Source organism: Roseateles aquae (assembly GCF_032337115.1).
In the GTDB taxonomy this organism is placed as follows: domain Bacteria; phylum Pseudomonadota; class Gammaproteobacteria; order Burkholderiales; family Burkholderiaceae_C; genus Roseateles_C; species Roseateles_C aquae.
Window position 1 is genome coordinate 252,189 of sequence record NZ_JAVXZY010000006.1, and the last position, 25,786, is coordinate 277,974.

The following is a 25,786-nucleotide window of genomic DNA, read 5'->3' on the forward strand; positions in this document are numbered from 1 at the left end:
GCGCTTTTCGGTGAATCGCAAGGCGGGCTCGGTGAATGGCAAATGCACCTGATGAAAGGCAAGCACCGGCAAGGCCGGGCTCTTGCCGCCACAATCATGGCCTTCGCATTTGCTACAACCAGAAAGCGCCGCCATGCCCACCCTGATCGCCCTCTCCGGCAGCCTGCGCAAGGCTTCCTACAACACCGCCCTGCTGCGCCATGCCGAAGGCCTCGCCCCCGCCGGCTGGACGGTGCAGACGCACACACTGCATGGCATTCCACTGTATGACGGCGACCTCGAAGCCCAGGGCATGCCCGAGTCCGTGCAACAGCTGCAGGACCTCATTCTGGCCGCCGACGGGCTGCTGATCAGCACGCCCGAGTACAACAATTCCATCCCCGGCGTGCTGAAGAACGGTCTGGACTGGCTGTCGCGCCCGGCCAGCGGTGGACGCAAGACCTTTGCCGGCAAGCATGTGGCAGTGATCGGTGCCACGCCCGGCGGCTTCGGCACGATTCAGGCGCAGGACGCCATGCTCAGTGTGCTGCGCCAGCAGGGCGCCCAGGCCTGGTTCGGCGGCCGCCTGCTGGTCTCCAAGGCGCACACCCTGCTCGACGCCGACGGCCGCTTCAGCGATGCCGGGCTGGAGCAGCAGCTGCGCGACTTCCTGGCCGGCTTCTGCGCCCATATCGCCGCGGCGCCTGCGCGCTGAAGGGGGCCGCGTGAACAGCCCGGTCTGGCAAAGAATTCCCTCGCATCTGGGCGATGTCGGGGGCCTGACGATACGCCGCGCGCTGCCCACGGCGGCGCGCCGCACCATTGGCGCCTGGTGCTTTCTCGACCACGCCGGCCCGGCCCAGCTGGCGCCCGAGGCCGGCATGCGCGTCGGCCCGCATCCGCACACCGGGCTGCAGACCTTCAGCTGGCTGATCGAGGGTCAGGTCTTGCATCGCGACAGCCTGGGCAGCGAGCAGCTGCTGCGCCCCGGCGAGGTCAATCTGATGACGGCCGGCCGCGGCATCGCCCATTCGGAAGAATCACAGAGCGCCCGCTTGCATCTGGCCCAGCTCTGGATCGCCCTGCCCGAGGCGCAGCGCTTCTGTGCGCCGGCCTTCGAGCATTTCGCCACCCTGCCCCGGCTGCCGCTGGGCGGCTTCGGCGCCACGCTGCTGGTCGGCGAACTGCTCGGCCAGCGCTCGCCGGTGCCCAGCCACAGCCCGCTGCTGGGCGTGGACCTGCACTGCCTGGCGCCGGCCGAGGCCACGCTGGCGCTGCGCCCCGACTTTGAATACGGTGTGATGGTGCTGGAGGGCGATGTGCGCGTTGACCAGCATGAGCCGCTGGGCATTGGCGAGCTGCTCTATCTGGCGCCCGGCGCCGACGCGATGCAACTGCGCGCCAGCGCCGGCTGCCGGCTGCTGCTGCTCGGTGGCGCACCGTTCGATGAGCCGCTGCTGCTGTGGTGGAACTTCGTCGGCCGCGAGCCTGAGGAGATCCGTCAGTTCGCTGCCGACTGGAACGCCGAGGCCACGCTGTTCGGCGCCGTGCAGGGTTTTGATGGGCCACGGCTCAAGGCGCCGCCGGTCCCTGCGCTGCGCAAGCCCGCTTGAGCCTGAGTGCGCAGGATCAGTCCTGCGTGGCCAGATCCTGCGGCAATTGCGCCAGACGTTGGCGCAGCGGTTGGCCGATGGCCGGATGTGCGGCCAGTTCGCTCTCACCAAGCCCTGAACCTAGCACCGGCAAGACGAGCGAAGCCTCGTCCAGCAGCCGCGCATTCATCGTGCGCAACGTCTCGCGCAGCGCCGCATCGGCATGGCTGGCACGCGGCGAGGCATTCAGCACCAGCACCGGCTTGTTCACAAAGCCCTCGAAGCTGACCAGCCAATCGAGCGCATTCTTGATCACGGCGGTGACGCCATGAGCGTATTCCGGCGAGGCAATCAGCAGCACATCAGCCGCTGCCACGGCGCTGCGCAGCTGCTGCACCGCGGCCGGCGGGGCCGCTTCCAGATCGGGATTGAACAAGGGCAAGGCCGCCATGCCATCGAACAGCCGCAGTGTCTGCTCCGGCAGGGTCAGGTCTTGCGCGGCGCGAAGCAGGGCTGCATTCAGGGAGGCGGCGCGGAGGCTGCCGCAGAGGGCGAGGAGGTGCATGGCCAGCATTGTCCAGAACTGGCAGCGGCTTCCATCACGCCAATCGCCCTGCACAACATGGATTCAGAGCGCGCCGGCACGCCAGAAAGTATCCTGGCGGCCATCAACACGCCATCGATCCGACGATGCCCCTAGAAAGTTCGACACTTCCCGACGCACAAGCCGTTGAAGACCATGTGATCCAGGCGTTTGAGGCCATCAGTGCCGAAACTTGCCGGTTGCTCAGCACCAGTCGCAAGGAATGGACCACCTGCATCAAGAACAAACTCGCAGCGCTGGGCAGCACGCTGAACTTCAGCGTCAACGCCCATGGCTGCAAAGACGCGCATGAAGGTGAGTGGCTCTACGACATGACCTGGAGCGTGCTCGACGCCAGCAAGTACGGCAATTTGATGCGCCAGCCACTTGCGCTCGAATCGGAGTGGCAACCCGACGCCATCATGGACAACGACTTTCACAAGCTGGTGCAGGCGCGAGCCGAGGTGCGCGTCTGGGTATTCACGGCCGCCAACAAGGTGGATGTTGACAGCTATGTGGAGCGTTGCAGAGAGCTAGCTTGCGGTTTCGCTGGCAGCTTGGCGGGGGATCGCTATGTGCTGGTTGGCTATGAATGGGAACATAGATCGGCGTCCATTCACACCTTTCAACTCGGCTGAGCAATCTGGCCTCTGCTGAAGCTTCGTTTACTTCAGCTAGCGCGGCAGGGCGATTGCGCAGCTGCACGCTGGCAGGTTGATGCAATGCGCTAGAGCCCGCCGGGAATTCGCCCCGGCAGGGCGAGTAACTTTCTTCTGTCCGGCGACAGAAGAAAGTCACCAAAGAAGAACGCCTGAACGTGCGACTTGACCGAGCATGCTGCTCGCTTCACTCGAACCGAGGTCGCGACACAAGGGGCAGCTGATCACCGCTAGACGGCTCAACGGGCGGTTCGGCATGCTGGTCTCTGGCAGAACAGCCAACAGCCGTATTTCTTCGGCTGTTTGGTATTCGGTTTTCTTCCAGAGCCCAGCATGCCGAACCAGCGGTGTTGCCGTCTAGCGGTGATCAGCTGCCCCTTCGTGCCTGTGCTTGCCCCGAGCGACAGCGAGCGTGCCGCTCGGTCAAGTCGCACGTTTGCATTTCGGGCTCTCTTCTTTGGTGACTTTCTTCTGAGCCAGCAGAAGAAAGTTACCCGCCCTGCCGGGGCGGAATCCCGGCGGGCTTTCGCGCGGACCACAAATCCAACCGCGAGTAGCGGCACCAGCTCGCACAGCTACGAGCAGGCACAAACCGGCAAACTCAGCCCTCCCTACCCAGCCGCCCTTCCTGAAAATCCCTCACCGCCTGCATCAACTCAGCCTCGCTGTTCATCACAAAAGGCCCGTACTGCGCGATCGGCTCGTTCAGCGGTTGGCCGGCGATCAGCAGGGCGCGGGCGCCTTCGGGGCCGGCGCTAAAAGACACACCGTCGCTGCCCGGCGTGTTGGCCAGGATGGCCATGCGCTGAACCGGCACCAGGCAGCCGCTGTCGAACTGCACGGCGCCGCGGTAGACGTATACAAAGGCGTTGTGACTGGCCGGCAGCGGCTGCTCGAAGCGGGCTCCGGGCTCAAGATGCAGGTCGAGATAGAGCGGTGCGGTCGCCTCGCGCTGCATCGCGCCGGCCACGCCGCCATGCTGACCGGCGATCACGCGCGCCACATAGCCCTGGCCCTGCACTTCCGGAATCTCACTGGCGGCGATATCGCGATACCAGGGCGGGCACATCTTGTCGCGCGCCGGCAGATTGAGCCAGAGCTGGAAGCCTTCCATGCGGCCGGACTCCTGCTCGGGCAACTCGGAGTGGATGACGCCACGACCGGCCGTCATCCATTGCACGCCACCGTTGCCGAGCAGGCCTTCATGGCCGGCCGAGTCGCGATGGCGCATGCGGCCTTCCAGCATATAGGTCACCGTTTCAAAGCCGCGGTGCGGATGGTCAGGGAAGCCGGCGATGTAGTCATCGGCCTGGTCCGAACCAAAGGCATCCAGCATCAGAAAGGGGTCGAGGCGGCGCTGCAGGCTGTGGGTCAGCACGCGCGTCAGCTTGACGCCAGCGCCATCGCTGGTCGGCTGACCGGCGATCAGCCGTTCGACCTGGCGAGGCGCCTGCAAAGACATCATGGATTCGGGGCGGACGGGGGCATTCATCGACTTCTCTCTTTCCATCAATGGCCGGCGCACTCAGACGGCGCGCGGCGCTTCAATCAAGGGGCTCAGCTTCGGCGCCGCAGCCGCGCCAGCAATGGCAGCAGGCCAAGGCCGAAGAGCCAGGCGCTGGCCGGTTCAGGCACCAGGGCGGCATAGACTCGGTCGGCGATCAGGTGATGGCCGAAGGCGGTCGGATGCTGGCCGTCGTAGAACAGCGAACTGCCGGCATCGCAGCCGTACTGCGCTGCGGCGCAGGCATGGCTGACGTTGCTCAGGCCGGTTCCATCCGGGTGCCGAACAACATCGTTCAGCAGCCCGTAGAGATCGAACAGCTGCACGCCGGCCTCGCCAGCCAGCCGCTGCGCCAGCAGCTGATTCATCAGCGAGGCGCCCAGCGAGCCCAGCCCGGCGAGCTCTGGCCCATAACTCTGCGCCCGCGGCGTCAGCCCGAAATCGGCAACGTTCAGCACCAGGATGTGCGTGGCGCCGGCGGCTTGCATCGTGTCGACCATGTCGCCAATATCAGCGGCGTAGCGCTGCGCAGCCGCGCCGAGAATGCCGGCCGCGTGCGCCGGATCATTGCCCGCTGCTTCCAACGCCAGTCCGACGTTGACCGATCCGCCGGACAGTACGAACAAGGACTGCGCCGCGTCACCGCTGCCCGGACCGGCCAGATAGCGCGACAGCTGGCCCTGCATGCTGACGCGATAGCCGGGAATCGGCGTGATCGAGTCCGCATCGCCGCTGCCGCCACCGCCGAAGGCATAGTTGCTGCCGCCACGCAGCGCCGCGTCGGCACGCAGGCCGAGCCGGCCGGCCAAGTCCTCGACCCAGACCGGCCCGTTGCTGTAACGACCCGATGCAAAAGGCAAGGTGGCGTAATAGCCGTCACCCCAGACATTTTGTGTTGCGTCGACGCCAACGAGCTGGGCCATATTGCCGCTGTCGACCAGCCCGTCGCCGAACACGACCAGGCTGGAGAAACTGCGTGATTGAGCGGCTGCGCCGAGCGTCGTGAGCGCCAGTGTTGCAGCCAATAGCCAGCGGGCCAGCCCTGTTTTTCGGTCCATCGATATGACTCCCTGAGGTTGATGACGGGCTGCCGGCTACACCGTCTCCTGAGCAGCCACGCCAAAGCCTCAGTCAAGCCCGGTCAGGCGTCAATCGAGCCTCACCCTGCTTGCAACACCCGCTACGCTTGGCGTCAGCTCGAACACGCTCCTGGTGGTTAGGAAAGTTCTGCGCTGGCGCGGCGCCGGCTCAGGCCGGTAGCGGCTCGGTCTGCAGCAAGGCGGCAATCTGCTCGCGCGCCTGTGCCAGCCCGCGGGCCTCCGCCTCCGGCCCCATGTTCAGGCCTTCGGCATAGATGAAGCTGATGTCGCTCATGCCCAGAAAGCCCAGCACCGTCTTCAGGTAAGGCACCATGGTGTCGCTGGGCTGGTCGCGGTAGATGCCGCCGCGGGTCAGCACCACATAGACCTTCTTGCCACCGAGCAGGCCTTCGGGACCGTTGGCGGTGTAGCGGAAGGTGACGCCGGCCTTGGCGACGGCATCGATCCAGTGCTTCAGCTGTGCCGGAATGCCGAAATTGATCATCGGCACGGCCAGTACCAGGGTGTCCACGCCACGCAACTGCTCGATCAAGGCCATGTCCTGGGCCACTCGCGCGGCCTGCTCGGCACTGCGCTGCTCGGCCGGGGTGAACAGCGCTTGCAGCGTCGCCTCGTCGAGCTCGGGCAACTGCTGCTGGCCCAGATCGAGCAATTGCAACTGGCTGTCGGCGTCGCTGGCGCGCAGGCCGGCCACGAGTTCGTCAGCCAGGCGGGTGGAGTAGGAGCCCTGGCCCTGATGGACACGGCGGGCGCTGGAATTGATTTGCAGGATGTTCATCGCGGTCTTCCTTGTCGGTGGTCGATGGATGAACTGTATTGACAGCAACCAAGCACCGGAAGCCACGAATCTGGATAAGATCGTTCCATCAAAGGAACAATCATGAGTCTGGATGCCGACGATCTGCTGGTTTTCGCCCGGGTGATGGAGGCCGGCAGCTTCAGCCGCGCGGCCGAACGGCTGCACTGGCCGAAGTCCAGCGTGTCGCGCCGGATCGCCGCGCTGGAACAGCGACTGGGTGAAAAGCTGCTGCAACGCAGCACCCGCAGCCTGACGCTGACCGAGTTCGGCAGCGGGGTGCTGGAGCATGCCAAGGCCTTGTCCGCCGAGGTGGATGGGGCGCTGGCACTGGCCTTGCACCGGCAACAACGACCACGTGGCCGTCTGCGCGTTTCGATGCCCGGGGATTTCGCCAATCAGGTGCTGGCCGGGATGTTGTCGCGTTTCGTGCTCGACTATCCCGAGGTGCAATTGGAGCTGGACCTGTCACCACGGCGTGTCGATCTGGTCGCCGAGGGTTTCGATCTGGCGGTGCGCATGGGCGAACTCCCCGAAGACAGCCAGTTGGCGGCGCGTAGGCTGGCGCTGTTCATCACCGGCCTCTACGCCTCGCCGGGCTATCTGGCCCGCCACGGCGAACCGCAATTGCCCGAGGCGCTGAGCAGCATGCACGGATTGATGATCCTGGGACGGTCCGGCGAGGCGCTGCCCTGGCATTTGATCAAGGGGGAAGGCGCAGCACAGCGAAGCTGGCGCGGCATGCCATCGCAACGGAGTCTGGTCAATGCACCGGACATGCTGCTGCGCATGGCCTGTGCCGATGTTGGCATTGCGGCCGTCGGCGCCCACTTTGCCCAGCCGCTGGTCGACGAGGGCCGGCTATTGCGCGTGCTGCCAGATTGGTGCCTGGCGCCAGTGCCCTGCTGGGCGGTCTTCCCTGAACGGCGCCTGATGCCCTTGCGCACCCGGCTGTTCCTAGAAGCGATGAGCGCGGCGCTGGCGCCCTGCCAGGGCCAGGTCCAGCCGAACCCAGTTACTCCACGCTGAACCCGACTTCGACGGTAGCCTCGCGCGCCTTGGGGATGGCCGCGAAGCGCCATTGCTGAACAGCCGCCACCGCCGACTGGCTGAGTTTCTTGTTCGAGGTCTCGACAGGCTCCGCCTTGGTGACCCGCCCATCCGGCTGCACCACGAATCGCACCAGCACACGGCCGGTTCTCAGTGAATTGATCAACTGCCGCGGAATCTCTGGCTCGACTCTGCTGATCAAGCGCAGCGGGACTTCGGCTTCCGGCACCGGATCCACGCGCGGCGCCTGCGGCGTGGCCTGCGGCGCCACCGCCAGCAACTGCGCCGCGGGCGCCGGTGCAGGTGCAGGTGCTGCTGCAGTTGCAGGCGCCGGCGCCGCCTCCACCTTGGCCTGCTGTACCGGCGCGGCTTCCGGCTGCGGAGCCGGCTCGGCCGCCACCACGGTTTCACGTACCGTGCTGTCGCGCGACAGCGCGGCGGCCTGGTTGACTTCGTTATTGGCGCGCGGCGTCGCAGCAGTCTTCGTCACCGGCCGGGCCGCCGGCGCAGGCGCCGGAGCGGGCGCGGCCGCGGCAGAGCCGGGACGCGGTGATTTGTCGGCGTGGAACTTGATCCACTGAAAGACCTTGTCGGCATCGCGCTTGGCGCGCTCGGCGTCGGTCATTGCGCCGGCCTTGGCGCCGGGATCGGCGGTTTGCGCCTGCAGAGGCTGACTCAGCAACAGCTGACAGCCGACCACCAACGCACTCGCGGCAAACGACTTTTTCAGACTCATCAGGATTCCCCCTCCAACAGCACAGCGCTCATGGCGCGGCTTCAAGCTAACCGGCGGGTACAGCGTCTAGGCGCCCCACCGTGCTGCCAGACCACAGCAGCGAAGAGGCAGTTTAAACACCGTACCTCAATGAAACGCTGCGGGATTTCCCGTGAGCAGTTGTAAGGCGCGTTTACAAAGTCACGCATTCACAACAGTTGCCTGCGGGCTTTCAAGCAGCATGCGCCTCTGGCAAAGCGCTATAGTCGCGGCTTCGCTCCGGGGAGCCCTGCGCCGCGTTGGCTGATTGATTTGACGCGTCGGGCTGAGATGTGGTGGAAGCCACGGACCCGCTGAACTTGATCCGGTTGATACCGGCGTAAGAAGAGCCTGCACCCTGCTCTGTCCAGGGGCGGGCCCTGGACAAGCACCAGGGCCGATGCCGCAGCCCTGCGCTGCACCATGCATCGACTGCTGCCCGCCCTGTCCTCGGCCCACCTTTGTCGCAAGCAAGCGCACCGCCTGCCCCGCGCCCGCCACACCGCTCAAGCCCAGCCTCCGGACACCTCATTGCACCCGGAGAGCCCATGAACACCGTCACCGAGCCCGGCCTGAGCCAGCAGCTGCAAGACAGCATCCATCTGACCCGTGAACCGCTGCCCGCCTCAGCCAAGCGCTATGTGGCCGGCCAGTTGCACCCCGAGCTGCGCGTGCCGCTGCGCGCGATTGCGCTGAGCAATGGCGAGGAAGTCTGTGTCTACGACCCCTCCGGCCCCTACACCGACCCAGCCGCCGCCATCGACGTCAAGCAGGGCCTGCCGGCCCCGCGCACGGCCTGGGTCGAGGCCCGCCAGGACACCGAGGTCTACGAAGGCCGCCACATCCAGCTGATCGACGACGGCCTGCGCGACCAGGAGCAGCAGCAGCGCCTGCGCGAGCTGAGCGCCGGGCTGCAGCGCCAGCCGCGCCGTGCCAAGTCTGGCGCCAACGTCACCCAGCTGCACTACGCCCGCCGCGGCATCATCACGCCCGAGATGGAATACGTGGCCATCCGCGAAAACCAGCGCCACGAGTGGATGCGCGAGTACGAAGCCGATGCCGAACGCGAGGCCCGGCTGGCCGGCAATCCGATGGGCGCCAGCATCCCGCGCCTGATCACGCCGGAATTCGTTCGCGATGAAGTGGCCCGCGGCCGCGCCATCATCCCAGCCAATATCAACCATGGCGAGCTGGAGCCCATGGCCATAGGCCGCAACTTCCTGGTCAAGGTCAACGCCAATATCGGCAACTCTGCCGTCACCTCCTCGATCGAGGAAGAGGTCGAGAAGCTGGTCTGGGCAACCCGCTGGGGCGCCGACACGGTGATGGACCTGTCCACCGGCCGCAATATCCACACCACCCGCGACTGGATCATCCGCAACAGCCCGGTGCCCATCGGCACCGTGCCGATCTACCAGGCGCTGGAGAAGGTCGGCGGCGTGGCCGAAGACCTCACCTGGGCGCTGTTCCGCGACACCCTGATCGAGCAGGCCGAGCAAGGCGTCGACTACTTCACCATCCACGCCGGTGTGCGCCTGCCTTTCATCCCGATGACGGTCAAGCGCCGCACCGGCATCGTCTCGCGCGGCGGCTCCATCCTGGCCAAGTGGTGCATCGCCCACCACCAGGAGAACTTCCTCTACACGCACTTCGAAGAGATCTGCGACATCATGAAGGCCTACGACGTCAGCTTCTCGCTGGGCGACGGCCTGCGCCCGGGCAGCCTGTCAGACGCCAACGACGAGGCCCAGTTCGCCGAACTGCGCACGCTCGGTGAGCTCACGAAAATCGCCTGGAAGCACGATGTGCAGACCATGATCGAAGGCCCCGGCCATGTGCCCATGCACATGATCCAGGCGAACATGACCGAGCAGCTCAAGCACTGCGGCGAGGCGCCCTTCTACACGCTGGGCCCCCTGACCACCGACATCGCGCCCGGCTACGACCACATCACCAGCGGCATTGGCGCGGCCATGATCGGCTGGTTCGGCTGCGCCATGCTGTGCTACGTCACGCCCAAGGAACACCTGGGCCTGCCCAACCGCGACGACGTCAAGGCCGGCCTGATGGCCTACAAGATCGCCGCCCATGCGGCCGACATCGCCAAGGGCCACCCGGGCGCCCGGGCGCGCGACGACGCGCTGTCCAAGGCCCGCTTCGAGTTCCGTTGGAGCGACCAGTTCAACCTCGGCCTCGACCCCGAGACCGCCCGCGAGTTCCACGACGAAACCCTGCCCAAGGACAGCGCCAAGGTGGCCCACTTCTGCTCGATGTGCGGCCCCAAGTTCTGCTCGATGAAGATCACGCAGGACGTGCGCGAGTACTCGGCCCAGCTGGACGCCGAGCAGGCCGCCGCCGGCATGGCTGCCAAGAGCGCCGAGTTCAAGGCCCAGGGCAGCGAGCTCTATATCGAAATCAAACCGGTGTGAGGAAGCGGCCATGAGCCAGATCGCGATTGCCGGGGCCGGCCTGGTTGGCCGCCTGTTTGCCTGGGCCCTGGCCCATGCCGGCCACCAGGTGCGGGTGTTCGACGCAAGACCTGGCCCCGAACCGCTGTTCGATGGCCAGGGCGCCGCGGCCTTCACCGCTGCCGGCATGTTGAGTCCGCTGGCCGAGCTGGAACAGGCGACCCCGGACATCGCGCGGCTGGGCTGGCGCTCGCTGCAACTCTGGCCGCAGATCTGCGCGGCGCTGAGCACGCCGGTGCGCTTGCGCCGCGAAGGCAGCCTGCTGCTGGCCCACCGCCAGGACCAGGGCGCCGCAGCGCGTGTGCTCGCGCGGCTGCGCCAGGCCGGCGCCGGCTTTGCCTTGCCCGAGGCGCTGGAGGCTGCCCAGCTGCAGCAGCTGGAGCCGGCCCTGCACGCGCCGGGCCTGCAGGCCTGGCTGCTGCCCGGTGAAGGGCTGATCCACCCGCTGCAGGCCATGGCCGCGCTGCATGGCAACAGCCCGGGTGTGGACTGGCAGTGGAACAGCGCCGTCATCGTCGCCCACCACCACCGGTTGGAGCTGGCCGATGGCCGTCGCATCGATGCCGACTGGGCCATCGACGCCCGCGGCCTCGGCGCCCGCCCGGCGCTGCCGCTGCGCGGCGTGCGTGGCGAGGTGGTCGCGCTGGAACTGCCGGCCCATGGCCTGCAAAGGCCGATCCGGCTGATGCACCCGCGGCATCGCATCTATCTGGTGCCGCGCAGCGAACACGAGCTGCTGCTGGGCGCCAGCGAGATCGAGAGCGAAGACCGCAGCGCCGTCAGCCTGCAGACCGCCGTCGAGCTGATGGCCGCCGCTCACAGCCTGATGCCGCAGCTCGGCGAGGCCCGCATCACGCGGTTGGACCGCAATCTGCGCCCCGCCCTGCCCAGCAATGCACCGCTGAGCGTCGCCGGCACCGGCCTGATCCAGCTCAACGGTCTGTACCGCCACGGTTGGCTGCTGGCACCGGCGCTGGTCCAGCAGCTGCTCGAACAAACCGGTCTGGCGACCCTGGAGATTCCGACGTGAAGCCCACCGACCATTACTGCACCACCCTGCCCGCCAGCGTGCACATCCGCCTAGACGATCAGCCCATGGAAGTGCCGGCCGACTGCTCGCTGGCTCAGCTGCTGAGCCTGCTCGGCCGCGCGCCAGACAGCATCGCCACCGCCCGCAACGGCGACTTCGTGCCTCGCGAGGCGAGGGATCGCACCGTGCTGCTCGAAGGCGACCAGATCCTGCTGTTCCGCCCAATCGTTGGCGGCTGATCTTCCCGATCTGAAGCGAAGAAATGAACGACCCACTGATCATTGACGGCATCACGCTGCAAAGCCGCTTCTTCCTCGGCAGCGCCGGCTACCCGAGCCCGCAACAGCTGGAGGCAGCCATCGCCGCGGCCGCACCGGCGGTGCTGACCGTCGGCCTCAAGCGCACGCTGCAGGCCGCCGGCGACAACGGCTTCATCGCCCAGGTGCTGGCCAGCGCACAGGCGGCCGGCGCGCGGCTGCTGCCCAATACCGCCGGCTGCCGCAGCGCTCGCGAGGCGGTGGCTCTGGCGCAGATGGCGCGCGAACTCTATGGCACGGCCTGGATCAAGCTGGAGGTGGTCGGCGACGAGCACACGCTGCAGCCCGATCCCTTCGAGCTGCTCAATGCCGCCACCACGCTGGTGCGCGAGGGCTTCACCGTTTTCCCCTACTGCACCGAGGATCTGATCCTCGGCCGCCGCCTGCTCGATGCCGGCTGCGCGGTGCTGATGCCCTGGGGCGCGCCGATAGGCTCGGGCCAGGGCCTGGCCAACAAGCCGGGCCTGCGCGTGCTGCGCGAACGCCTGCCCGAGGCGGTGCTGATCGTCGATGCCGGCCTGGGCGCGCCCTCGCATGCGGCCGAGGCGATGGAGATGGGTTATGACGCGGTGCTGCTGAATTCCGCCGTCGCGCAAGCCGCCGATCCGGTGCGCATGGCCGGCGCCTTCCGCGATGCCGTTCGCGCCGGCCGCAACGGCCGCTTGGCCGGCCTGATGGCGCCACAGGACTTCGCCGTGCCCAGCACGCCGGTCAGCGGCCACGCCTATCTGCTGGGATGAGCGTCATGCCAAGTGCGCAAGCCCTGCCCCACCCCAGCCTGCCCAGCCCCTGGGCCAGCGATGCCCCGTGGGACCAGGACCCGCAACCGCCGGTGATCTGGTCCCTGGCCGGCACCGACAGCGGTGGCGGCGCCGGCCTGGCCGCCGATGGGCGCGCGGCCGCCGCCTTTGGCGTTCACCTCTGCCCGCTGGTCGCCGCCGTGACCGCCCAGCATTCGCAGGGTGTCGCCGCGGTCTTCCCCCTGCCGCGCGAACAGATTGAGGCCCAGCTCGATGCCGTGGCCGCCGATCTGCCGCCGCGGGTGATCAAGACCGGCTTGCTGGCCAGCGTCGGCGCCGTCGAAGCCTTGATCGCTCGGCTGGACGCGCTGCGCCAACAGGGCCCGGTTGAGCTGGTGATCGACCCGGTGCTGGGCGCCAGCGCCGGCGGCGCCGCCTTTGCCGATGCCGCGCTGCTCAGCGCCTACCGCGAACAGCTGCTGCCGCGTGCCAGCCTCATCACGCCGAACCGCCGCGAGGCCGAACGGCTGCTCAGCCTCGCGCCGGACAGCACGCCGCTGCCGGCGCTGGCCGCCGGCCTGCGCGCACTCGGCGCGGCCGCCGTCTGCATCACCGGCGGTGACGACCGCGCCACGCCGGGCACGCAAGACCTGGCCCTCGATTGGATCGATGACGAGCTGCTTGGCCGGCCGCTGCAAGGCTGGCTGGCGCTGCCGCGGCTGCCTTCCACCCACCACCACGGCAGCGGCTGCAGTTTTGCCACCGCTGCCGCCGCGGCGCTGGCCCGCGGCTTTGTGCTGGCCGATGCGCTGCTGCTGGCCAAGATGATGGTCTGGTGCGCCGTGCGTGACGGCCATGCCGCCGGTGCCGGCGCCGGCCCGGTGCGCGCCCGCAGCGGCTTCATCGCCGAGCCGGCGGCGATGCCGGTGATGAGCTTTGGCAATGAACTGGCTGAGCCCGAGGCCGCTGCAACGCTGGCCCGCTGGGGTCAGGTCTTGCGCGGCGATGCAGCCGCGCTGGACTTTCAGTCGGGGCTCTACGGCATCAGCAGCCACGCGGCCCTGCTGGCCGATCTTGCGCCCCAGGCTGCCTTCGCCCATTTGCAGCTGCGCATCAAGGCCCAGCCAGGGCTGGACGACGCCCCGCTGCGCGCCGAGATCCGCCGCGCGCTGGCAGCTGAAACGCCGGCCTGCCGGGTCTGGATCAATGACCACTGGGCGCTGGCGCTGGATGAAGGCGCGCAATCGCTGCACCTGGGCCAGGAAGACTGGGCCGCCCTCGGCCGCCACGAACGCCAGCGCCTGCTGGCGCCGGGCCTGCGCCTGGGCCTGTCCAGCCACAGCCTGTGGGAGCTGGCGCGCGCGCGCAGCCTGGCGCCCTGCTACATCGCCTGCGGCCCGGTCTGGGCGACGACGACCAAGGACATGCCCTGGCTGCCGCAAGGCACGGCGCAACTGCGCTGGTGGGTACAGATGGCCGGCCGCCCGGTGGTGGCCATCGGCGGCATCACCACGCCCGGGCGGCTGGGCGAAGCCGCGGCCAGCGGTGTCGCCGCCGCCTGCCTGGTGCGGGCGCTGGAGCAACCGGGGCTGGAGCGATACCTGGCCGCCTGGCGGGGCTGAGCGCGGTTTGAGAAGCGGCGGTTTTACACTTCCGCCCATGTCAAAAGCTGCTCTCGAACTGCTGGCCCCAGCACGCGATGCCGACATCGGCATCGAGGCCGTCAATCACGGCGCCGATGCCGTCTATATCGGCGGCCCAGGCTTTGGTGCGCGCGACAAGGCGCCCAACAGCATTGCCGATATCGAACGCCTGGCCCGCCATGCCCACCGCTTTGGCGCGCGCATCTTCGTCACCATGAACACCATCCTGCGCGACGACGAGCTCGAAGCCGCGCGCCAGCAGGCCTGGCAGCTCTACGAGGCCGGCGCCGATGCGCTGATCGTGCAGGACATGGGCCTGCTGGAGCTGGACCTGCCGCCCGTCCAGCTGCACGCCAGCACACAGACCGATATCCGCACGCCGGAGAAGGCGCGCTTTCTGCAGGACGTCGGCTTCTCGCAGATGGTGCTGGCACGGGAGCTGGACCTCGGCCAGATCCAGGCCATTCGCGCCGTCGTGCAGGACGCGACGCTGGAATTCTTCATCCACGGCGCGCTGTGCGTGGCCTACAGCGGCCAGTGCTTCATCAGCCATGCGCACACCGGGCGCAGCGCCAACCGCGGCAACTGCTCGCAGGAATGCCGGTTGCCCTACACCGTCAGCGATGCGCAGGGCCGGGTGATCGCCCACGACAAGCATGTGCTGAGTCTGAAGGACAACGACCAGAGCGCCAATCTGGAGCTGCTGGCCGACGCCGGCATCCGCAGCTTCAAGATCGAGGGCCGCTACAAGGACATGGCGACGGTGAAGAACGTCACCGCCCACTACCGCCAGCTGATCGACGGCCTGCTCGAGCGCCGCGCCAAGCACTACCGCGCCAGCAGCAGCGGCCATTGCCGCTTCAGCTTCACGCCCGAGCCCGAGCAGGGCTTCAACCGCGGCGGCACCGACTATTTCGTTAACGGCCGCCAGATCGATATCGGCGCCTTCGACACGCCCAAGCACGCCGGCATGCCGCTGGGCACGCTGGGCAAGATCACGAGCAGCCATTTCGAGATCGACACCGGCGACGCCACCCGCGTGATCAACAACGGCGATGCGCTGACCTGGTGGGACCGCCAGGGGGAGCTTCAGGGCGTGCCGGTCAACACCGCCACGCCGCTGGGCGGCACGCTGTGGCAGGTGGAGCCGAATCTGCATGGCCTCTCTGAAGGCAGCACGGTGCAGGCCCTGAAGGATCTCTACCGTGGTCTGGCCATCAGCCGCAACCGCGATATGGCTTGGGAGCGCTTGCTGGCCAAACCCTCGGCCGAGCGCCGGCTCTGGGTGGACCTGACGCTGGCCCAGATCCAGCTCGACGGCGAGCCCGGCTTCGAGCTGACGTTGAAGGACGAAGACGGCCACCGCGGCATCGCCCGCCTGGCCCATCCGCATGAGCCGGCGCGCGATGCCAAGCAGGCCGAGGCGACGCTGAAAGAGCAGCTGGCCAAGCTGGGCAACACCCAGTTCGAGGCCCGCCGCGTGCGCCTGGCGCTGCGCGAAAGCTGCTTCCTGCCGGCCTCGCAGCTCAATGCGCTGCGCCGTGAGGCCGTGGCCGCGCTGGAAGAGGCGCGCCAAGAGGCCTGGCAGCGGCTGCCGCGGGCCACGCCGGTGGAGCCGCCGGTCGCCTACCCGGAAGACACGCTGAGCTATCTGGCCAATGTCTACAACAGCCGCGCGGCCGCCTTCTACGCGCGCCATGGCGTCAAGGTGATCGACGCGGCCTACGAGAGCCACGAAGAGCTGGGCGAAGTCAGCCTGATGATCACCAAGCACTGCGTGCGCTGGAGCCTGTCGCTCTGTCCCAAGCAGGCCAAGGGCGTGACCGGCGTGCAGGGCACCGTGCGCGCCGAGCCGCTGACGCTGCAGCATGGCGACGAGCAGCTGACGCTGCGCTTTGACTGCAAGCCCTGTGAGATGCATGTGGTCGGCGCGATGCGCAAGAACGTGCTGCAGCAGTTCAAGCAGCAGATCAAGACCGAACCGATCACCTTCTACCGGACGCGGCCCGCGGCCTGATCGACCGGCTCGCGCAACTGACGAGCGTGGAAAAGCCGAACGCAAACCACAGAGTCACGGAGACACAGAGAAATTCAGCCCGAGCTGAACCTGGTGAATTTGTTGTCTCTGTGTCTCTGTGTCTCTGTGGTCTGTTTTGACGGATCAGCACTCGCCGTAGAAGGAGCCTCAAGCTAACGGCTCAAGCCGCGCGCCTCGATCGCCCACAGCGCCTCCACCCGGCCGCCGCGCAGCGCGACCAGCTGGTCGTGCAGGTTCAGCGTCGGGTCGCAATGGCCGGGCACCAGCAGCAGGCGCTGGCCCAGCGTCGGGCGCGGCCCGCCCAGATGCTGAACGATGGCATGCTCGTCGTTCAGCGCCAGCACGCTCAAGTCAGCGCTCAGCGCGCCTCCGGCCCAGACCTGCGGCGGCCCGCATTCGGCCGACAGCGTCTTCAGCCCCGCATCCAGCACCAGGCGATCTCCCTGGCCCTCGCTGATCACGCTGCTGAGCAGGAAGAGGCTGTGCTCGAAGTGCAGGCCGGCCGCCTCGTTGCGGCCATAGTCGGCATCCATGAAGACATAGGAACCCGGCTGCACCTCGGTGTAGACGCCGCTGCTCAAATCAAACGCCACCGTGCCACTGCCGCCGCCGGTGATGCACTCGCAGGCCAGCCCCGCAGCAAGCAGCGCATCGCGCACCGCCGCCGCCCGTGCCGCGGCTGCGGCCGCCGCGGCGCGCCGCTCGGCCACAGTGCGCAGATGCTGGATCGCGCCCTGATAGGCCTGCAGGCCCTTGAAGTGCAGCTGCTGCGGATGGCGCTTGATCGCCGCGCACAGGCGCAGCACCGCCTCGGCATCGGCGACGCCGCAGCGCTGCTGGCCGACATCGATCTCGACCAGCACCTCAATGCGGCTGCCCGTCGCCGCACAGGCCGCGGCCAACGCCTCGATCTGCACTTCATGGTCGACGCAGACGCTGATCCTGGCGCGCAGCGCCAGCTGGGCCAGCAAGGCCGTCTTGGCGGCACCGACCACCTGATTGCTGATCAGCACATCGTTGACGCCGGCATTGACGAAGGGCAGCGCCTCGCTGACCTTCTGGCAGCAGATGCCCACCGCCCCGGCACGCCGCTGCGCCTGCGCAATCGCCACGCTCTTGTGCGCCTTGGCATGCGGCCGCAGCGCCAAGCCCGCAGCACTGGCCGCGGCCTGCATCAGCGCGACATTGCGCTCGAAGGCATCGAGGTCGAGCAGCAGCGCCGGGGTGTCAATGGCGTCCAGCGTGTCGCCGTGGCGGGCGGCCGGCGGCAAACTGATGGGGGACAGCGTGGCGGGCCGGATGTCAGGCAGGGGCATGATGACGTTGCAGTTCAGCAGGTGGCGGCATTGTGCCGCCAAGCCGCTGCGCTGCCGGGGCGACGTCAGCTGCGCAGCCGCTCAATCACCCGGTCCAGCATCAGCAAGCTATCGGCCAGGCCCAACATGCCTTGCACATGGACGATATGGCTGCCCAGTTCGGGGCGCTGGCTCAAGGTGGCCATCAGCGCCTGCAGGTAAGCCGTGTGGCTTTGCCCGGCCTGGGCCGGCTGCAGGAGGCCGACACGATCGGCCACCGCGACCAACTGCAGCATCAGGCGCTCGGCCTCGTCGACCTGGCTGCGGCGGCCGCGCACCTGGCCGGCCAGCAAGTCCGCCGCCTCCTTCAAGAGGCCGGCGATCCGCGCATCGCGCTGCTTGCGGGTCTGCAAGCGGCCCCGGTTGCCCTGCTCGCTGGGGACCCCACCGCCGCGCTGCAGCGCAATCAGACTGCCGCGCAGAGCAGCCAGGCTGCCGGCCGCAGGTAGCCGGTTGTCGAGCAGGCATTTTTCGGTCTGGCTCAGCCACTGATGGGCCTGCTCGGCAAAGTCAGGTGCGCCGACTTCCAGCAGCGCCATCAGCGGCGACAGCGCCAGCAGTTGTCGCTCGATCTGCTCCAGATTGGCCAGGCGCAGCAAGCTGCTCACGACGTGGCGCCCATTCGCAGCACCCTATTCCTGCACCAGCTTGCGGCTGCTCGGATCATCGGCGCGGGTCTGCGTCCATTCGACGCCCTCCTCGGTCACCGTCAGCTGGATGCGGGTCAAGAGCTCCGGCGGGCCGGCCGCCTTCAGATCGCTGCTGGCCACCAGCAGGCGCACGCTGGCGGGCTTGGGCAGCAGGGTGCGCATCACCTCGGTCAGCCGGCCGCGCAGCTGGGTCTCGATGCCGCCTTCTATCGCCGTGCCTTCGGAACGCAGCGAGTTGCGCACCAGGCTCATCACCACGCCCACGGCCCGTTCACTGGCTTGTCCGATGGCGAGCTGGTCGCGCGCCTCCGGCGCTGGCAACTCACCCAAGAGCATTGCCAGGCTGCGAATCGCCGAGGCGCGCGAGCGCGGCGGCTGACGCAGCTGCTGTTGATTCAGCGTTTCGTCCATCACCGCAATCAGCTGCTTGTGCACCACATCGGCGGCGGCGGCCGGCTGCGGCTCGTCGACCTTGTCGATGCCCACCGGCAGGTCCAGCGTGACCGTCGGCAGCCGAAAGCGCGGCACCGGCAGGTGCTGAAGCAGCGGGTGTTGGGCATAGAGCTGCGCAATGCGCACCGACTCCAGATCGGCCTGCAGCCGGGCATTGGCGATGCCCGACAGCAGATTGGCCAGATAGGCCTCAATCGCGGCCATGGTGAGTCGCTCCGGTGAAACTCATGGCGGCCATTGCCGCTCAGGCCGGCAGGCGAACAACCGGCGCCGGGGCCCCCAGCGGTCGCTCGAACATCGACTTCTCCAGGATGCCAAGAATGCGGTCCAGCCCGGCCGGCGTTTCTGCCTGCGAGGCCTGCACCGAGATGTCCAGCGAATAGCTGCGGTCCACACTGGCGCCCTGGCTGTTGCTCTTCTGGTAAGCCACGGCCACATTGAGCTTGGCGGATCCACCCGGCCAGCCTTGCTGTACGGTCAGGTCGGCGTTGACGCCCAGGCTCTCATCGGTCTTGGTGAACTCGACCGAGGTGATCTTGGCGTGGAAGTCGATCTTGACCAGGTCGATGGTAATGAAGGGAATCGGCAGCATGGTCAGTATCGGCACCTCCAGTTTCATCTCCTGGATTTGCGCGGCGACGGCGTCGGTATGGGTGACCGTGGCCGTGGCTGTGGCGGGCGTGGTGGGCTCACCACCGCTGAGCGTCACCGTGGGCGCTGTGGTGTAGCCGCTGCCCTTGCTGGTGACGGTAATGGCCGTCACCGCGCCGTTGGAGATGCTGGCCACCGCTGAAGCCCCCGAACCGCCACCGCCGATCAGCGTGACGGTCGGCTCCGAGCTGTAGCCGGCGCCGGCCGCGCCAACGGTGATGGACGTCAGTTCATCACGCGCCGGCTGGAAGGCCGCCACCTCTTTCGGGTATTTGAAGGCCACGTAGATGGGCTTGCCCGGTGTCGTCACGCCATTGGCATCGGTGATGTTCGGCTCAAAGCCGACCGATTTGATGAAGTTGACCGAACTGAGCGCCGCCTGTGCCTGCGCATTGATCACCGCGTTCAGCGGCCCGCCGATCATCGATGCGAAGTCGATGCTGGAAAGTTCTTGACCCGGACTCGGCATGACAAGCTCCCTTGCTGCGAACATAAGAACGGGCCGAACCGGCGATGGCCACGCGCGCGCTGGCGCTAGGCATGGTGCCCGCGTCGCGGCCGGCCCGGGCCGCTGACGCCATCGCCACGCAGATCGGTCATCGCGCTTGCGCGCCAGCCCGGCCTTGCGAGTGGACGGATGCTAACGAAACTGGTGGGCGGACCTCACCCCTAGCTTGGCAGGATTGATGATGAATCCTGAAGCCGAAAGAGGGGGCACGCGGCGGCGGCGCAGGCTGCGCATCGTCACCGCCGCAGGTGGCTCAGCGCAGGCAGGCGCCCTGGCTGCAGCCGTGCCCGGTCTGGCGGTCGTAGTCCTCGCCCTCGCGACCGGCCTGCTCAAGCACCAGATCGCGAATGCGCCGCGCCTGCCGCTCCAGTTCCTCGCAGCGCGGCGCGGGCGGCAGGCTCTGCAAGGCCTCGTCGATACGTGCCGCCGCCGCCTCGACGATGGCGATATGCCCCTGCTCATGAACACGCAGCGCGGCCAGGTAGCGATCAAAGTCGGCGCGCTGCTCGGCGCTGGGCGCGCCACCAAGCTCAGGCAGCACGATCTGCGCCTGCAGCAGCACGCGCACCTCGGCCAGCCTGCATTGCTCGCCCTTGTCTGTCGTTTCCTTTTGCCAGCGGTAGCCGCTGCGCACGTGCCAGCGGGTGCGGCCGTGAAAAATTCGGCCCTGCTCGCGCACCGGCGTGGCGGCATTGAGCGCCGGCAGCAGGCGCTGGCCGGGCTGCAGCGGCACCGGATAAGGCTGTTCAACAATCTGCGACTGCAGCGCGGCCTCGGCAGGCCTCGAACCAAGCAGAAGTAGCAGGCAACAGGCGGCCAGCAGACGAGCAGGAATCAGTGCGCGACACATGGCTGCGATTCTCGCCGCGCCTCGCGCCACTTGCTGCCCAGGCCCGATAGCGAGCCGGCGTGAACAAGTTCGCGACAGCCGCAAAAAGGCGGCGCTGCTCGCTGTCACCCTGCCGCCACGCCCTCCCGCATCGATTGCCGGCGCCCGCCCGATGCGCTACCGTCGGGCTTCGCCATCACGGGCCGTGAGCATGCACAAAATCCTCATCGTTGACGACCATGCCGACATCCGCGATCTGCTGCGCATGACGCTGGATCTGGCGCAGAGCTTCGACATCCACGAGGCCAAGAACGGCCAGGAGGCGGTCGACATCGCCGCGACCCTGAAGCCGGATCTGGTCTTGATGGACATCATGATGCCCGGCCCCTTCGACGGCATTGAAGCCTGCCGGCGCATCAAGGCCCAGGGCGGCGCGGCGATCAAGGTCATTCTGGTCAGCGCCAAGCCGGCCGAGGAAATCCGTCAGGCCGTCAAGGAGGCCGGCGCCGACCTCTTCATGAGCAAGCCCTTCGGCCCGCTGCAACTGGTTGACAGCATCACCGCGCTGTACGCGCCCAAGGCGGGTGCCAGCACGCTGGGCGCGGGCTGATCCCGTTCAGCCTGCGCTGACCCCGACACTGAATCCGTCCACAGCGCCTGTGGATAAGCATGGGGATGCGCCTTGGACGGCGCACCGCAGGGCGCATGCCGACTGGGCCGGACTCGGATTGCACAAAAAACAGGCAGTGCTGAGCCTCAGCGTCACGGCGCCCTGCCACAATCCGCGCCGAGAGCCAGCTGCCCGCATCCACCTTGCTGCCCGTCCGCCAGATTGCCCGCCACCTCCTGCCCCGCCGCGCGCCAGCGCTGGCTGGTCGCGTGGCAACGCCGCTGGACCGCTGCCTGCTGCTGGCGCTGCTGCTGCACATCTGGTTGATCGTGCTGATCGGCAATGCGCCAGGCGGGACGGCCAAGCCCGGTGAAGGCGTTTACGGCAGCATCAGCGTGCTCTTGACCGGCCCTGGCAGCGCCAAGGGAGCGGCCAACGGCAGCACCGAGCCCCGCCCAGATCTGGGCCCTGCGGGGGGAGCCGCCCGCCAACGCTTTGGTGGCGTGGTGCGCCAGGAAGAAGCGCCACCCAGCGACGAGCCCGGCGCCGCACGGCTCGGCCAGTGGGCGCCGCAGGCGAACGAGGTGCAGCGGCTGAAGCCCGAGGCGCTGGCCCAGCTCAAGCCCAGCCCGGCGTTGAGCACGCCGCCGCTGGCGCCGCTGCCCGACCCGGTACCGCCGATGCCCGAAACCGCGGAAGCGCCACGCCTCGCCCAACTGCCTGAACCCACAAAGGCTGCCCCGGCTCGAACGGCCCCCATGGAGCCCGCGCCGAGGCCCGAGCCCAGCATTGCTGCGCTGCCGCCGCTGACCTTGCCGCTGGACAGCCGCCCGGCCAGCCCCAGCGTCGCCCGCAGCACAGCGGCCCCGCTGAAGCCCTTGCCCGAGGCACGGATCGCCGAGCTGGCAGCGATGCCGGCCTTGACCCTGCCGCTGTCTGAAAGGCCGAGTGCCATCAGCCGTCCGAACACCGCCACGCTGAGCGCCGCACCAAGCATGCCGCCCACGCCGGACCTGGCGCCCTTGCCGCAGCTCAGCCTGCCCATGAGTCAGCTGGCCAGCCCCAGCACCACGGTGACACGCGCAGCGCCAGCCGCTGCATTGGCCCCGGTGGCCGCAGCCTCGGCGGCCCGCCTGGATTCACTGCAGCCGCTACCGCGCCCGGCGCTGCCGCTGTCGGCACTGGCCACGCCAAGCATCAGCAAGGCCACGGCCGCCGCGCCGATCAGCCCGATGTCGGCCGAAGCCCGCCAGGCGACGCTGGAGGTGCCGGCCCTGCCCGCCACCGTGCTGCCGCTGCGGGCCAGCAGCGAAGCGGTGAGCAGAAATAGCGCTGGCAGCGCGCCGGCCCTCAGCAAATTGCCGGAGCAGACGACGGCCGGCGCCGCGCTGGAGCCGCTACCACCGGCTCCGACCGCCGCGCTGAGCACGGCGGCGGCAGGCAACAACACGGCCAGCCCCGCCAGCGGCCAAAGCCCGACCGCCAAGCCTGGCTTGCAGACTCCCGGGCAGCGCATTGACCTCAGCGGCCGCAGCGTGGCCAGCGAAGGAGCGCCCGACGCCGGCAGTCAGCAAGGTCACGATGTCGCAACGGCCCCTTCCGCCGCCGCGAGCGCGCCCAAGCTGAACCTGACGCTGCCGCTGCGCGGCGGGCCGCTGGCCAACCGCCGCTCCAGCGGCCTGCTGGACCTGCTGGCCCAGCCGCCCGAGGTGAAATCCAAGCTGCAGAAGAGCGTCGAAGAAGCCGCTCGTGAGGATTGCCGCAAGGCCTATGCAGAGAAGGGCCTGCTGGCCGCGCTGCCGCTGGCGGCCGACGCGGCGCGCGACAAGGGCTGTCGCTGGTAAGGCCTGAACGGGCCAGCCCTGAGCCGGCTGCGTTCACGGCGTGCCCATGGCCTCGCGCCAGCGCATGGCCTCATGAATGCGGGTGCGGGCACTGGGATGGTCGAAAAAGACGAACTCCTCCAGCGGGCCGGGATCGGGCTTGCGGTACTCGACCAGCTTGAGCATCACCTCGGCCATGCCATGAGGTTCGCGGGCCAGGTTGAGGCCAAAGCGATCGGCCTCAAGCTCCTGGGTGCGAACGATGCTGTTGCTGATCGGCGTGGCCACCAGCATGAAGACCGAAAACACCGCCGCCAGCAAGGGCAGGCTGGCCACATCGCTGACACCCTGCAGGCCCCACACGTGGCCGCGGCGCGCCAGCAAGCGCTCCATCGCCCACTGCGCGAACAGAAAGCCGGCCAGCATCAGCAGTCCGAACTCGCAGATCGACTTGGCGATGTGGTTCAACACATAGTGACCCAGCTCGTGGCCCATCACGGCACGAATCTCCGCCAGGCTGCTGCGCCGCAGCAGGTTGTCGTTCAGGCGCACCGCGGCGCTGCCGAACAAGCCGGCCACATTGGCGCTGACACGTGTTGTCTGCCTTGAGGCATCGAACTCGTAGATGTCATTGGCTGGCACGCCGTTGGCATGGGCCAGCGCCAGCACGCTGGTCTTGATCTCGCCGTTCTCGACCGGCTTGTAGGTGTTGAACAGCGGCTCGATCCAGAGTGGCGCCACCACCATCATCACCATCATCAAGCCGGACACCAGCACCGTGCCCCACAACCACCAGCGCTCGCCCGCCTTGCGCAGCACCGCATACAGCAGCGGAACGACCACGGCCAGCACGAGGGTGCCGACCGCCAAGCCAATCAGCTGCTCGCCAAACCAGGCGCCAAAGCCCTGCGTGGCCATGGCATAGGCATGCTCGCGATAGAAGCCCTGGTAGACGCTCATCGGTAAGGTCAGCAACCAGGAAGCCAGGCCATAGGCGGCACCATAGAGGCCGTCGCGCAGCAGGCTGCGCTGGCCGCTCACGCGCGCCGCCCAGTCCCGCAGCCGCGCCGAACGCCGCCCCTGCAGCAGCACGCCGGCCACGGCCAGGCCGAGCAGAAAGTTCCACAGCTGCAGCCAATAGCCGCCTTCGAAGTAGGCATTGGCACGCGCCACGACATCGGCCGGCAGCCGGTCCAGATAGGCCTGCGTCGCGGCTTCTGCATCGCGCGGCAGCCCGGCGGCCCAGCCCGCATCAACCGGACTGACACGGAACTGAGGGCGACTCGTCGCGCTCTGTGAAGCCGAGCCGGCTTCACTCGCGGCCGAAGCCGGCAGGGCGGCCGTGTCAACGGCCCCGGCCCCTTGGCACAGCACAAACCCCATCAACAAGGCAACAAGCCATTGGCGCATCACAGATCCTCCGCAGACGCTTGAGACTGGCTGCGCACGCTAGCGGCGCTGTCTGCGAATGCCAAAAGACATTTCGACTGAAGCATCAAGGCAACAGGGCATGCGCTGCCCAGCGTCGGCGTGAACCTTGCGGAGCGTGCTTTACCATGCCCGCACCAGGAAAGGTCTCCCCATGCTCGACGCCATCGAAATGAAAACCCAGGCCGAACCGACGGCCAGCCTGATCGTGCTGCACGGCCTGGGCGCCGACGGCCAGGATTTCGTGCCCATCGTGCAAGCCCTGCGGCTGCAAGGCGTGGGCGGCTTGCGGGTGGTTCTGCCACATGCCCCGGTGATGCCCGTCACCATCAACGGCGGCCAGCGCATGCGCGCCTGGTACGACATCCGCGGCACCGCGCTGGATCGCCAGGAAGATGAGGCCGGGCTGCGCGCCTCGCTGGTCGAGGTGCATGGCCTGATCACACGCGAGATCGAACGCGGCATCCCGGCCTCGCGCATTGTGCTGATGGGCTTCTCGCAGGGCTGCGCGATGACGCTGATGGCCGGCCTGCGCTTCCCGGAGCGCCTGGCCGGCCTGATCGGTCTGTCCGGCTATCTGCCGCTGCTGCCGCAGACCGAGGCCGAGGCTCACCCGGCCAATGCCGATGTGCCGATCTTTCTGGCCCATGGCCTGCAGGACGCGGTCGTGCCGCTGGCCCGCGCCCATGCCGCGCGCGCCGAGCTGCAGCGCCTGGGCTACGCGCCGCAGTGGCAGGACTACCCGATGGGCCACGAGGTCTGCATTGAAGAGATCGACGCGCTGTCTGACTGGCTGAGTGAGCGCCTTGGCAGCGCTGCGCCGAGCACCTGAGACGTGGAGATTCTCTTCGAGCTGCTGGGCTGGATTGCCGCCGAGCTGCTCCCACAGCTGCTCGGCGAGTTGCTGATCGATTTCGGCATCGACGCCTGGCGGCAGCGCCGGGTGCGCCCCCGCCACCCGCTGCTCAGCGTGCTGATCTATGCCTTGCTGGGCGCTGGGCTGGGCGTGTTCAGCCTGTGGCTGCTGCCACGCCATCTGATCCCGAGCCCGCTGGGCCAGGCGCTGTACCTGATGCTGGCGCCGGTGGCCGCCGGCCTCTTGATGGCGGCGCTGCGCACGCGCCGCGGCAGGCAAGAGAGCGGCGAGAGCAGCCTGGGCCGTTTCATCCGTGCCTGGCTGTTCGCGCTGGCCTTTGCCGCGGTGCGCTATCACTACGCACACTGAT

Annotated in this window: 25 protein-coding genes and 1 riboswitch; of the genes, 14 read left to right on the forward strand and 11 right to left on the reverse strand. The window is 68.0% G+C overall.

Features of this window, described 5'->3' with window-relative positions; all coding sequences use genetic code 11:
- The first annotated feature begins 133 nt into the window (after positions 1–133).
- Complete coding sequence (locus RQP53_RS15890) at positions 134–694, forward strand: NADPH-dependent FMN reductase (RefSeq protein WP_315651636.1); 561 nt, start codon at positions 134–136, stop codon at positions 692–694.
- 10 nt (positions 695–704) lie between these two features.
- Complete coding sequence (locus RQP53_RS15895; protein ID WP_315651638.1) at positions 705–1,592, forward strand: pirin family protein; 888 nt, start codon at positions 705–707, stop codon at positions 1,590–1,592.
- A gap of 16 nt (positions 1,593–1,608) precedes the next feature.
- Here RQP53_RS15895 and RQP53_RS15900 read toward each other — a convergent pair whose 3' ends face one another.
- Positions 1,609–2,136 carry an NADPH-dependent FMN reductase gene (locus RQP53_RS15900; RefSeq protein ID WP_315651640.1) on the reverse strand — a complete coding sequence of 176 codons (528 nt, stop codon included), beginning with the start codon at positions 2,134–2,136 and terminating at the stop codon, positions 1,609–1,611.
- Between the two features lie 8 nt (positions 2,137–2,144).
- Here RQP53_RS15900 and RQP53_RS15905 point away from each other — a divergent pair, with 8 nt between their 5' ends.
- The gene (locus RQP53_RS15905) at positions 2,145–2,792 is read left to right on the forward strand and encodes a hypothetical protein (RefSeq protein ID WP_315651642.1); all 648 of its coding nucleotides are present in this window, start codon (positions 2,145–2,147) and stop codon (positions 2,790–2,792) included.
- A gap of 622 nt (positions 2,793–3,414) precedes the next feature.
- Here the strand turns inward: RQP53_RS15905 and RQP53_RS15910 are convergent.
- From RQP53_RS15910 to RQP53_RS15920, 3 genes are all read right to left on the reverse strand, one after another.
- Positions 3,415–4,305: a pirin family protein gene (locus tag RQP53_RS15910; protein ID WP_315651644.1), complete on the reverse strand. Its 891-nt coding sequence runs from the start codon at positions 4,303–4,305 to the stop codon at positions 3,415–3,417.
- A gap of 65 nt (positions 4,306–4,370) precedes the next feature.
- Complete coding sequence (locus RQP53_RS15915) at positions 4,371–5,375, reverse strand: SGNH/GDSL hydrolase family protein (RefSeq protein WP_315651646.1); 1,005 nt, start codon at positions 5,373–5,375, stop codon at positions 4,371–4,373.
- A 190-nt stretch (positions 5,376–5,565) separates the two neighbouring features.
- On the reverse strand, positions 5,566–6,195 hold the full coding sequence (locus RQP53_RS15920) for an FMN-dependent NADH-azoreductase (RefSeq protein WP_315651648.1): 630 nt from the start codon (positions 6,193–6,195) through the stop codon (positions 5,566–5,568).
- Between the two features lie 102 nt (positions 6,196–6,297).
- On the opposite strand from RQP53_RS15920, the gene RQP53_RS15925 reads away from it, so the two are divergent.
- Positions 6,298–7,242 carry a LysR family transcriptional regulator gene (locus RQP53_RS15925; protein WP_315651650.1) on the forward strand — a complete coding sequence of 315 codons (945 nt, stop codon included), beginning with the start codon at positions 6,298–6,300 and terminating at the stop codon, positions 7,240–7,242.
- On the opposite strand, the gene RQP53_RS15930 is transcribed toward RQP53_RS15925, so the two are convergent.
- Positions 7,229–7,888, reverse strand: a complete 660-nt coding sequence (locus RQP53_RS15930; RefSeq protein WP_315651651.1) for a TonB family protein — start codon at positions 7,886–7,888, stop codon at positions 7,229–7,231. The two genes, RQP53_RS15925 and RQP53_RS15930, sit on opposite strands and share 14 nt — an antisense overlap.
- Before the next feature lie 360 nt (positions 7,889–8,248).
- A riboswitch (TPP riboswitch) is annotated at positions 8,249–8,381 on the forward strand.
- A 184-nt stretch (positions 8,382–8,565) separates the two neighbouring features.
- Here RQP53_RS15930 and thiC point away from each other — a divergent pair.
- The 6 genes from thiC to RQP53_RS15960 are packed head-to-tail and all read left to right on the forward strand — an operon-like array spanning position 8,566 to position 16,232.
- Positions 8,566–10,446 (forward strand): phosphomethylpyrimidine synthase ThiC, encoded by a 1,881-nt coding sequence (gene thiC, locus RQP53_RS15935; RefSeq protein WP_315651652.1) that lies wholly within the window; start codon positions 8,566–8,568, stop codon positions 10,444–10,446.
- 10 nt (positions 10,447–10,456) lie between these two features.
- Positions 10,457–11,515, forward strand: a complete 1,059-nt coding sequence (locus RQP53_RS15940) for an FAD-dependent oxidoreductase (RefSeq protein WP_315651653.1) — start codon at positions 10,457–10,459, stop codon at positions 11,513–11,515.
- Complete coding sequence (thiS, locus tag RQP53_RS15945) at positions 11,512–11,754, forward strand: sulfur carrier protein ThiS (RefSeq protein ID WP_315651654.1); 243 nt, start codon at positions 11,512–11,514, stop codon at positions 11,752–11,754. The genes RQP53_RS15940 and thiS overlap by 4 nt, the downstream gene beginning before the upstream one ends.
- A gap of 23 nt (positions 11,755–11,777) precedes the next feature.
- Complete coding sequence (locus RQP53_RS15950) at positions 11,778–12,572, forward strand: thiazole synthase (RefSeq protein ID WP_315651655.1); 795 nt, start codon at positions 11,778–11,780, stop codon at positions 12,570–12,572.
- A gap of 5 nt (positions 12,573–12,577) precedes the next feature.
- Complete coding sequence (locus tag RQP53_RS15955) at positions 12,578–14,194, forward strand: bifunctional hydroxymethylpyrimidine kinase/phosphomethylpyrimidine kinase (RefSeq protein ID WP_315651656.1); 1,617 nt, start codon at positions 12,578–12,580, stop codon at positions 14,192–14,194.
- A 37-nt stretch (positions 14,195–14,231) separates the two neighbouring features.
- Positions 14,232–16,232, forward strand: coding sequence for a U32 family peptidase (locus RQP53_RS15960; RefSeq protein ID WP_315651657.1), 2,001 nt, complete (start codon positions 14,232–14,234; stop codon positions 16,230–16,232).
- Between the two features lie 173 nt (positions 16,233–16,405).
- Here RQP53_RS15960 and RQP53_RS15965 read toward each other — a convergent pair whose 3' ends face one another.
- The 5 genes from RQP53_RS15965 to RQP53_RS15985 form a co-directional block, all read right to left on the reverse strand.
- Positions 16,406–17,569: a DSD1 family PLP-dependent enzyme gene (locus tag RQP53_RS15965; RefSeq protein ID WP_315651658.1), complete on the reverse strand. Its 1,164-nt coding sequence runs from the start codon at positions 17,567–17,569 to the stop codon at positions 16,406–16,408.
- Between the two features lie 65 nt (positions 17,570–17,634).
- Positions 17,635–18,216 (reverse strand): hypothetical protein, encoded by a 582-nt coding sequence (locus tag RQP53_RS15970; RefSeq protein WP_315651659.1) that lies wholly within the window; start codon positions 18,214–18,216, stop codon positions 17,635–17,637.
- Between the two features lie 24 nt (positions 18,217–18,240).
- Entirely contained in the window at positions 18,241–18,915 is a 675-nt protein-coding gene (locus RQP53_RS15975; protein ID WP_315651660.1) for a hypothetical protein, read from the reverse strand.
- Positions 18,916–18,955: 40 nt separating this feature from the next.
- The gene (locus RQP53_RS15980; RefSeq protein ID WP_315651661.1) at positions 18,956–19,831 is read right to left on the reverse strand and encodes a DUF2589 domain-containing protein; all 876 of its coding nucleotides are present in this window, start codon (positions 19,829–19,831) and stop codon (positions 18,956–18,958) included.
- 292 nt (positions 19,832–20,123) lie between these two features.
- Positions 20,124–20,720, reverse strand: a complete 597-nt coding sequence (locus RQP53_RS15985) for a DUF922 domain-containing protein (protein ID WP_315651662.1) — start codon at positions 20,718–20,720, stop codon at positions 20,124–20,126.
- Positions 20,721–20,910: 190 nt separating this feature from the next.
- Here RQP53_RS15985 and RQP53_RS15990 point away from each other — a divergent pair, with 190 nt between their 5' ends.
- Together RQP53_RS15990 and RQP53_RS15995 are read left to right on the forward strand one after the other, a co-directional pair.
- Positions 20,911–21,309 carry a response regulator transcription factor gene (locus RQP53_RS15990; RefSeq protein WP_315651663.1) on the forward strand — a complete coding sequence of 133 codons (399 nt, stop codon included), beginning with the start codon at positions 20,911–20,913 and terminating at the stop codon, positions 21,307–21,309.
- 203 nt (positions 21,310–21,512) lie between these two features.
- The gene (locus RQP53_RS15995) at positions 21,513–23,153 is read left to right on the forward strand and encodes a hypothetical protein (RefSeq protein ID WP_315651664.1); all 1,641 of its coding nucleotides are present in this window, start codon (positions 21,513–21,515) and stop codon (positions 23,151–23,153) included.
- Positions 23,154–23,186: 33 nt separating this feature from the next.
- Here the strand turns inward: RQP53_RS15995 and RQP53_RS16000 are convergent, their stop codons facing one another.
- Positions 23,187–24,542, reverse strand: coding sequence for a M48 family metallopeptidase (locus RQP53_RS16000; RefSeq protein ID WP_315651665.1), 1,356 nt, complete (start codon positions 24,540–24,542; stop codon positions 23,187–23,189).
- Between the two features lie 172 nt (positions 24,543–24,714).
- Here RQP53_RS16000 and RQP53_RS16005 point away from each other — a divergent pair, with 172 nt between their 5' ends.
- The gene (locus RQP53_RS16005; RefSeq protein ID WP_315651666.1) at positions 24,715–25,392 is read left to right on the forward strand and encodes an alpha/beta hydrolase; all 678 of its coding nucleotides are present in this window, start codon (positions 24,715–24,717) and stop codon (positions 25,390–25,392) included.
- 3 nt (positions 25,393–25,395) lie between these two features.
- Complete coding sequence (locus RQP53_RS16010; RefSeq protein WP_315651667.1) at positions 25,396–25,785, forward strand: hypothetical protein; 390 nt, start codon at positions 25,396–25,398, stop codon at positions 25,783–25,785.
- Position 25,786: the final 1 nt, after the last annotated feature.

Excerpts from the sequence above, each read along its gene's own strand:
- RQP53_RS15925 (WP_315651650.1), top strand. The coding sequence starts at position 6,298 with ATGAGTCTGGATGCCGACGATCTGCTGGTTTTCGCCCGGGTGATGGAG.
- RQP53_RS15960 (WP_315651657.1), top strand. The coding sequence starts at position 14,232 with ATGTCAAAAGCTGCTCTCGAACTGCTGGCCCCAGCACGCGATGCCGAC.
- RQP53_RS15980 (WP_315651661.1), bottom strand. The coding sequence starts at position 19,831 with ATGCCGAGTCCGGGTCAAGAACTTTCCAGCATCGACTTCGCATCGATG.
- RQP53_RS15985 (WP_315651662.1), bottom strand. The coding sequence starts at position 20,720 with ATGTGTCGCGCACTGATTCCTGCTCGTCTGCTGGCCGCCTGTTGCCTG.
- RQP53_RS15990 (WP_315651663.1), top strand. The coding sequence starts at position 20,911 with ATGCACAAAATCCTCATCGTTGACGACCATGCCGACATCCGCGATCTG.
- RQP53_RS15890 (WP_315651636.1), top strand. The coding sequence starts at position 134 with ATGCCCACCCTGATCGCCCTCTCCGGCAGCCTGCGCAAGGCTTCCTAC.
- RQP53_RS15975 (WP_315651660.1), bottom strand. The coding sequence starts at position 18,915 with ATGGCCGCGATTGAGGCCTATCTGGCCAATCTGCTGTCGGGCATCGCC.
- RQP53_RS16005 (WP_315651666.1), top strand. The coding sequence starts at position 24,715 with ATGCTCGACGCCATCGAAATGAAAACCCAGGCCGAACCGACGGCCAGC.
- RQP53_RS15955 (WP_315651656.1), top strand. The coding sequence starts at position 12,578 with ATGCCAAGTGCGCAAGCCCTGCCCCACCCCAGCCTGCCCAGCCCCTGG.
- RQP53_RS15910 (WP_315651644.1), bottom strand. The coding sequence starts at position 4,305 with ATGAATGCCCCCGTCCGCCCCGAATCCATGATGTCTTTGCAGGCGCCT.
- RQP53_RS15915 (WP_315651646.1), bottom strand. The coding sequence starts at position 5,375 with ATGGACCGAAAAACAGGGCTGGCCCGCTGGCTATTGGCTGCAACACTG.
- RQP53_RS16000 (WP_315651665.1), bottom strand. The coding sequence starts at position 24,542 with ATGCGCCAATGGCTTGTTGCCTTGTTGATGGGGTTTGTGCTGTGCCAA.
- thiC (WP_315651652.1), top strand. The coding sequence starts at position 8,566 with ATGAACACCGTCACCGAGCCCGGCCTGAGCCAGCAGCTGCAAGACAGC.
- RQP53_RS15920 (WP_315651648.1), bottom strand. The coding sequence starts at position 6,195 with ATGAACATCCTGCAAATCAATTCCAGCGCCCGCCGTGTCCATCAGGGC.
- RQP53_RS15965 (WP_315651658.1), bottom strand. The coding sequence starts at position 17,569 with ATGCCCCTGCCTGACATCCGGCCCGCCACGCTGTCCCCCATCAGTTTG.
- RQP53_RS15930 (WP_315651651.1), bottom strand. The coding sequence starts at position 7,888 with ATGACCGACGCCGAGCGCGCCAAGCGCGATGCCGACAAGGTCTTTCAG.
- RQP53_RS15950 (WP_315651655.1), top strand. The coding sequence starts at position 11,778 with ATGAACGACCCACTGATCATTGACGGCATCACGCTGCAAAGCCGCTTC.
- RQP53_RS15940 (WP_315651653.1), top strand. The coding sequence starts at position 10,457 with ATGAGCCAGATCGCGATTGCCGGGGCCGGCCTGGTTGGCCGCCTGTTT.
- RQP53_RS15900 (WP_315651640.1), bottom strand. The coding sequence starts at position 2,136 with ATGCACCTCCTCGCCCTCTGCGGCAGCCTCCGCGCCGCCTCCCTGAAT.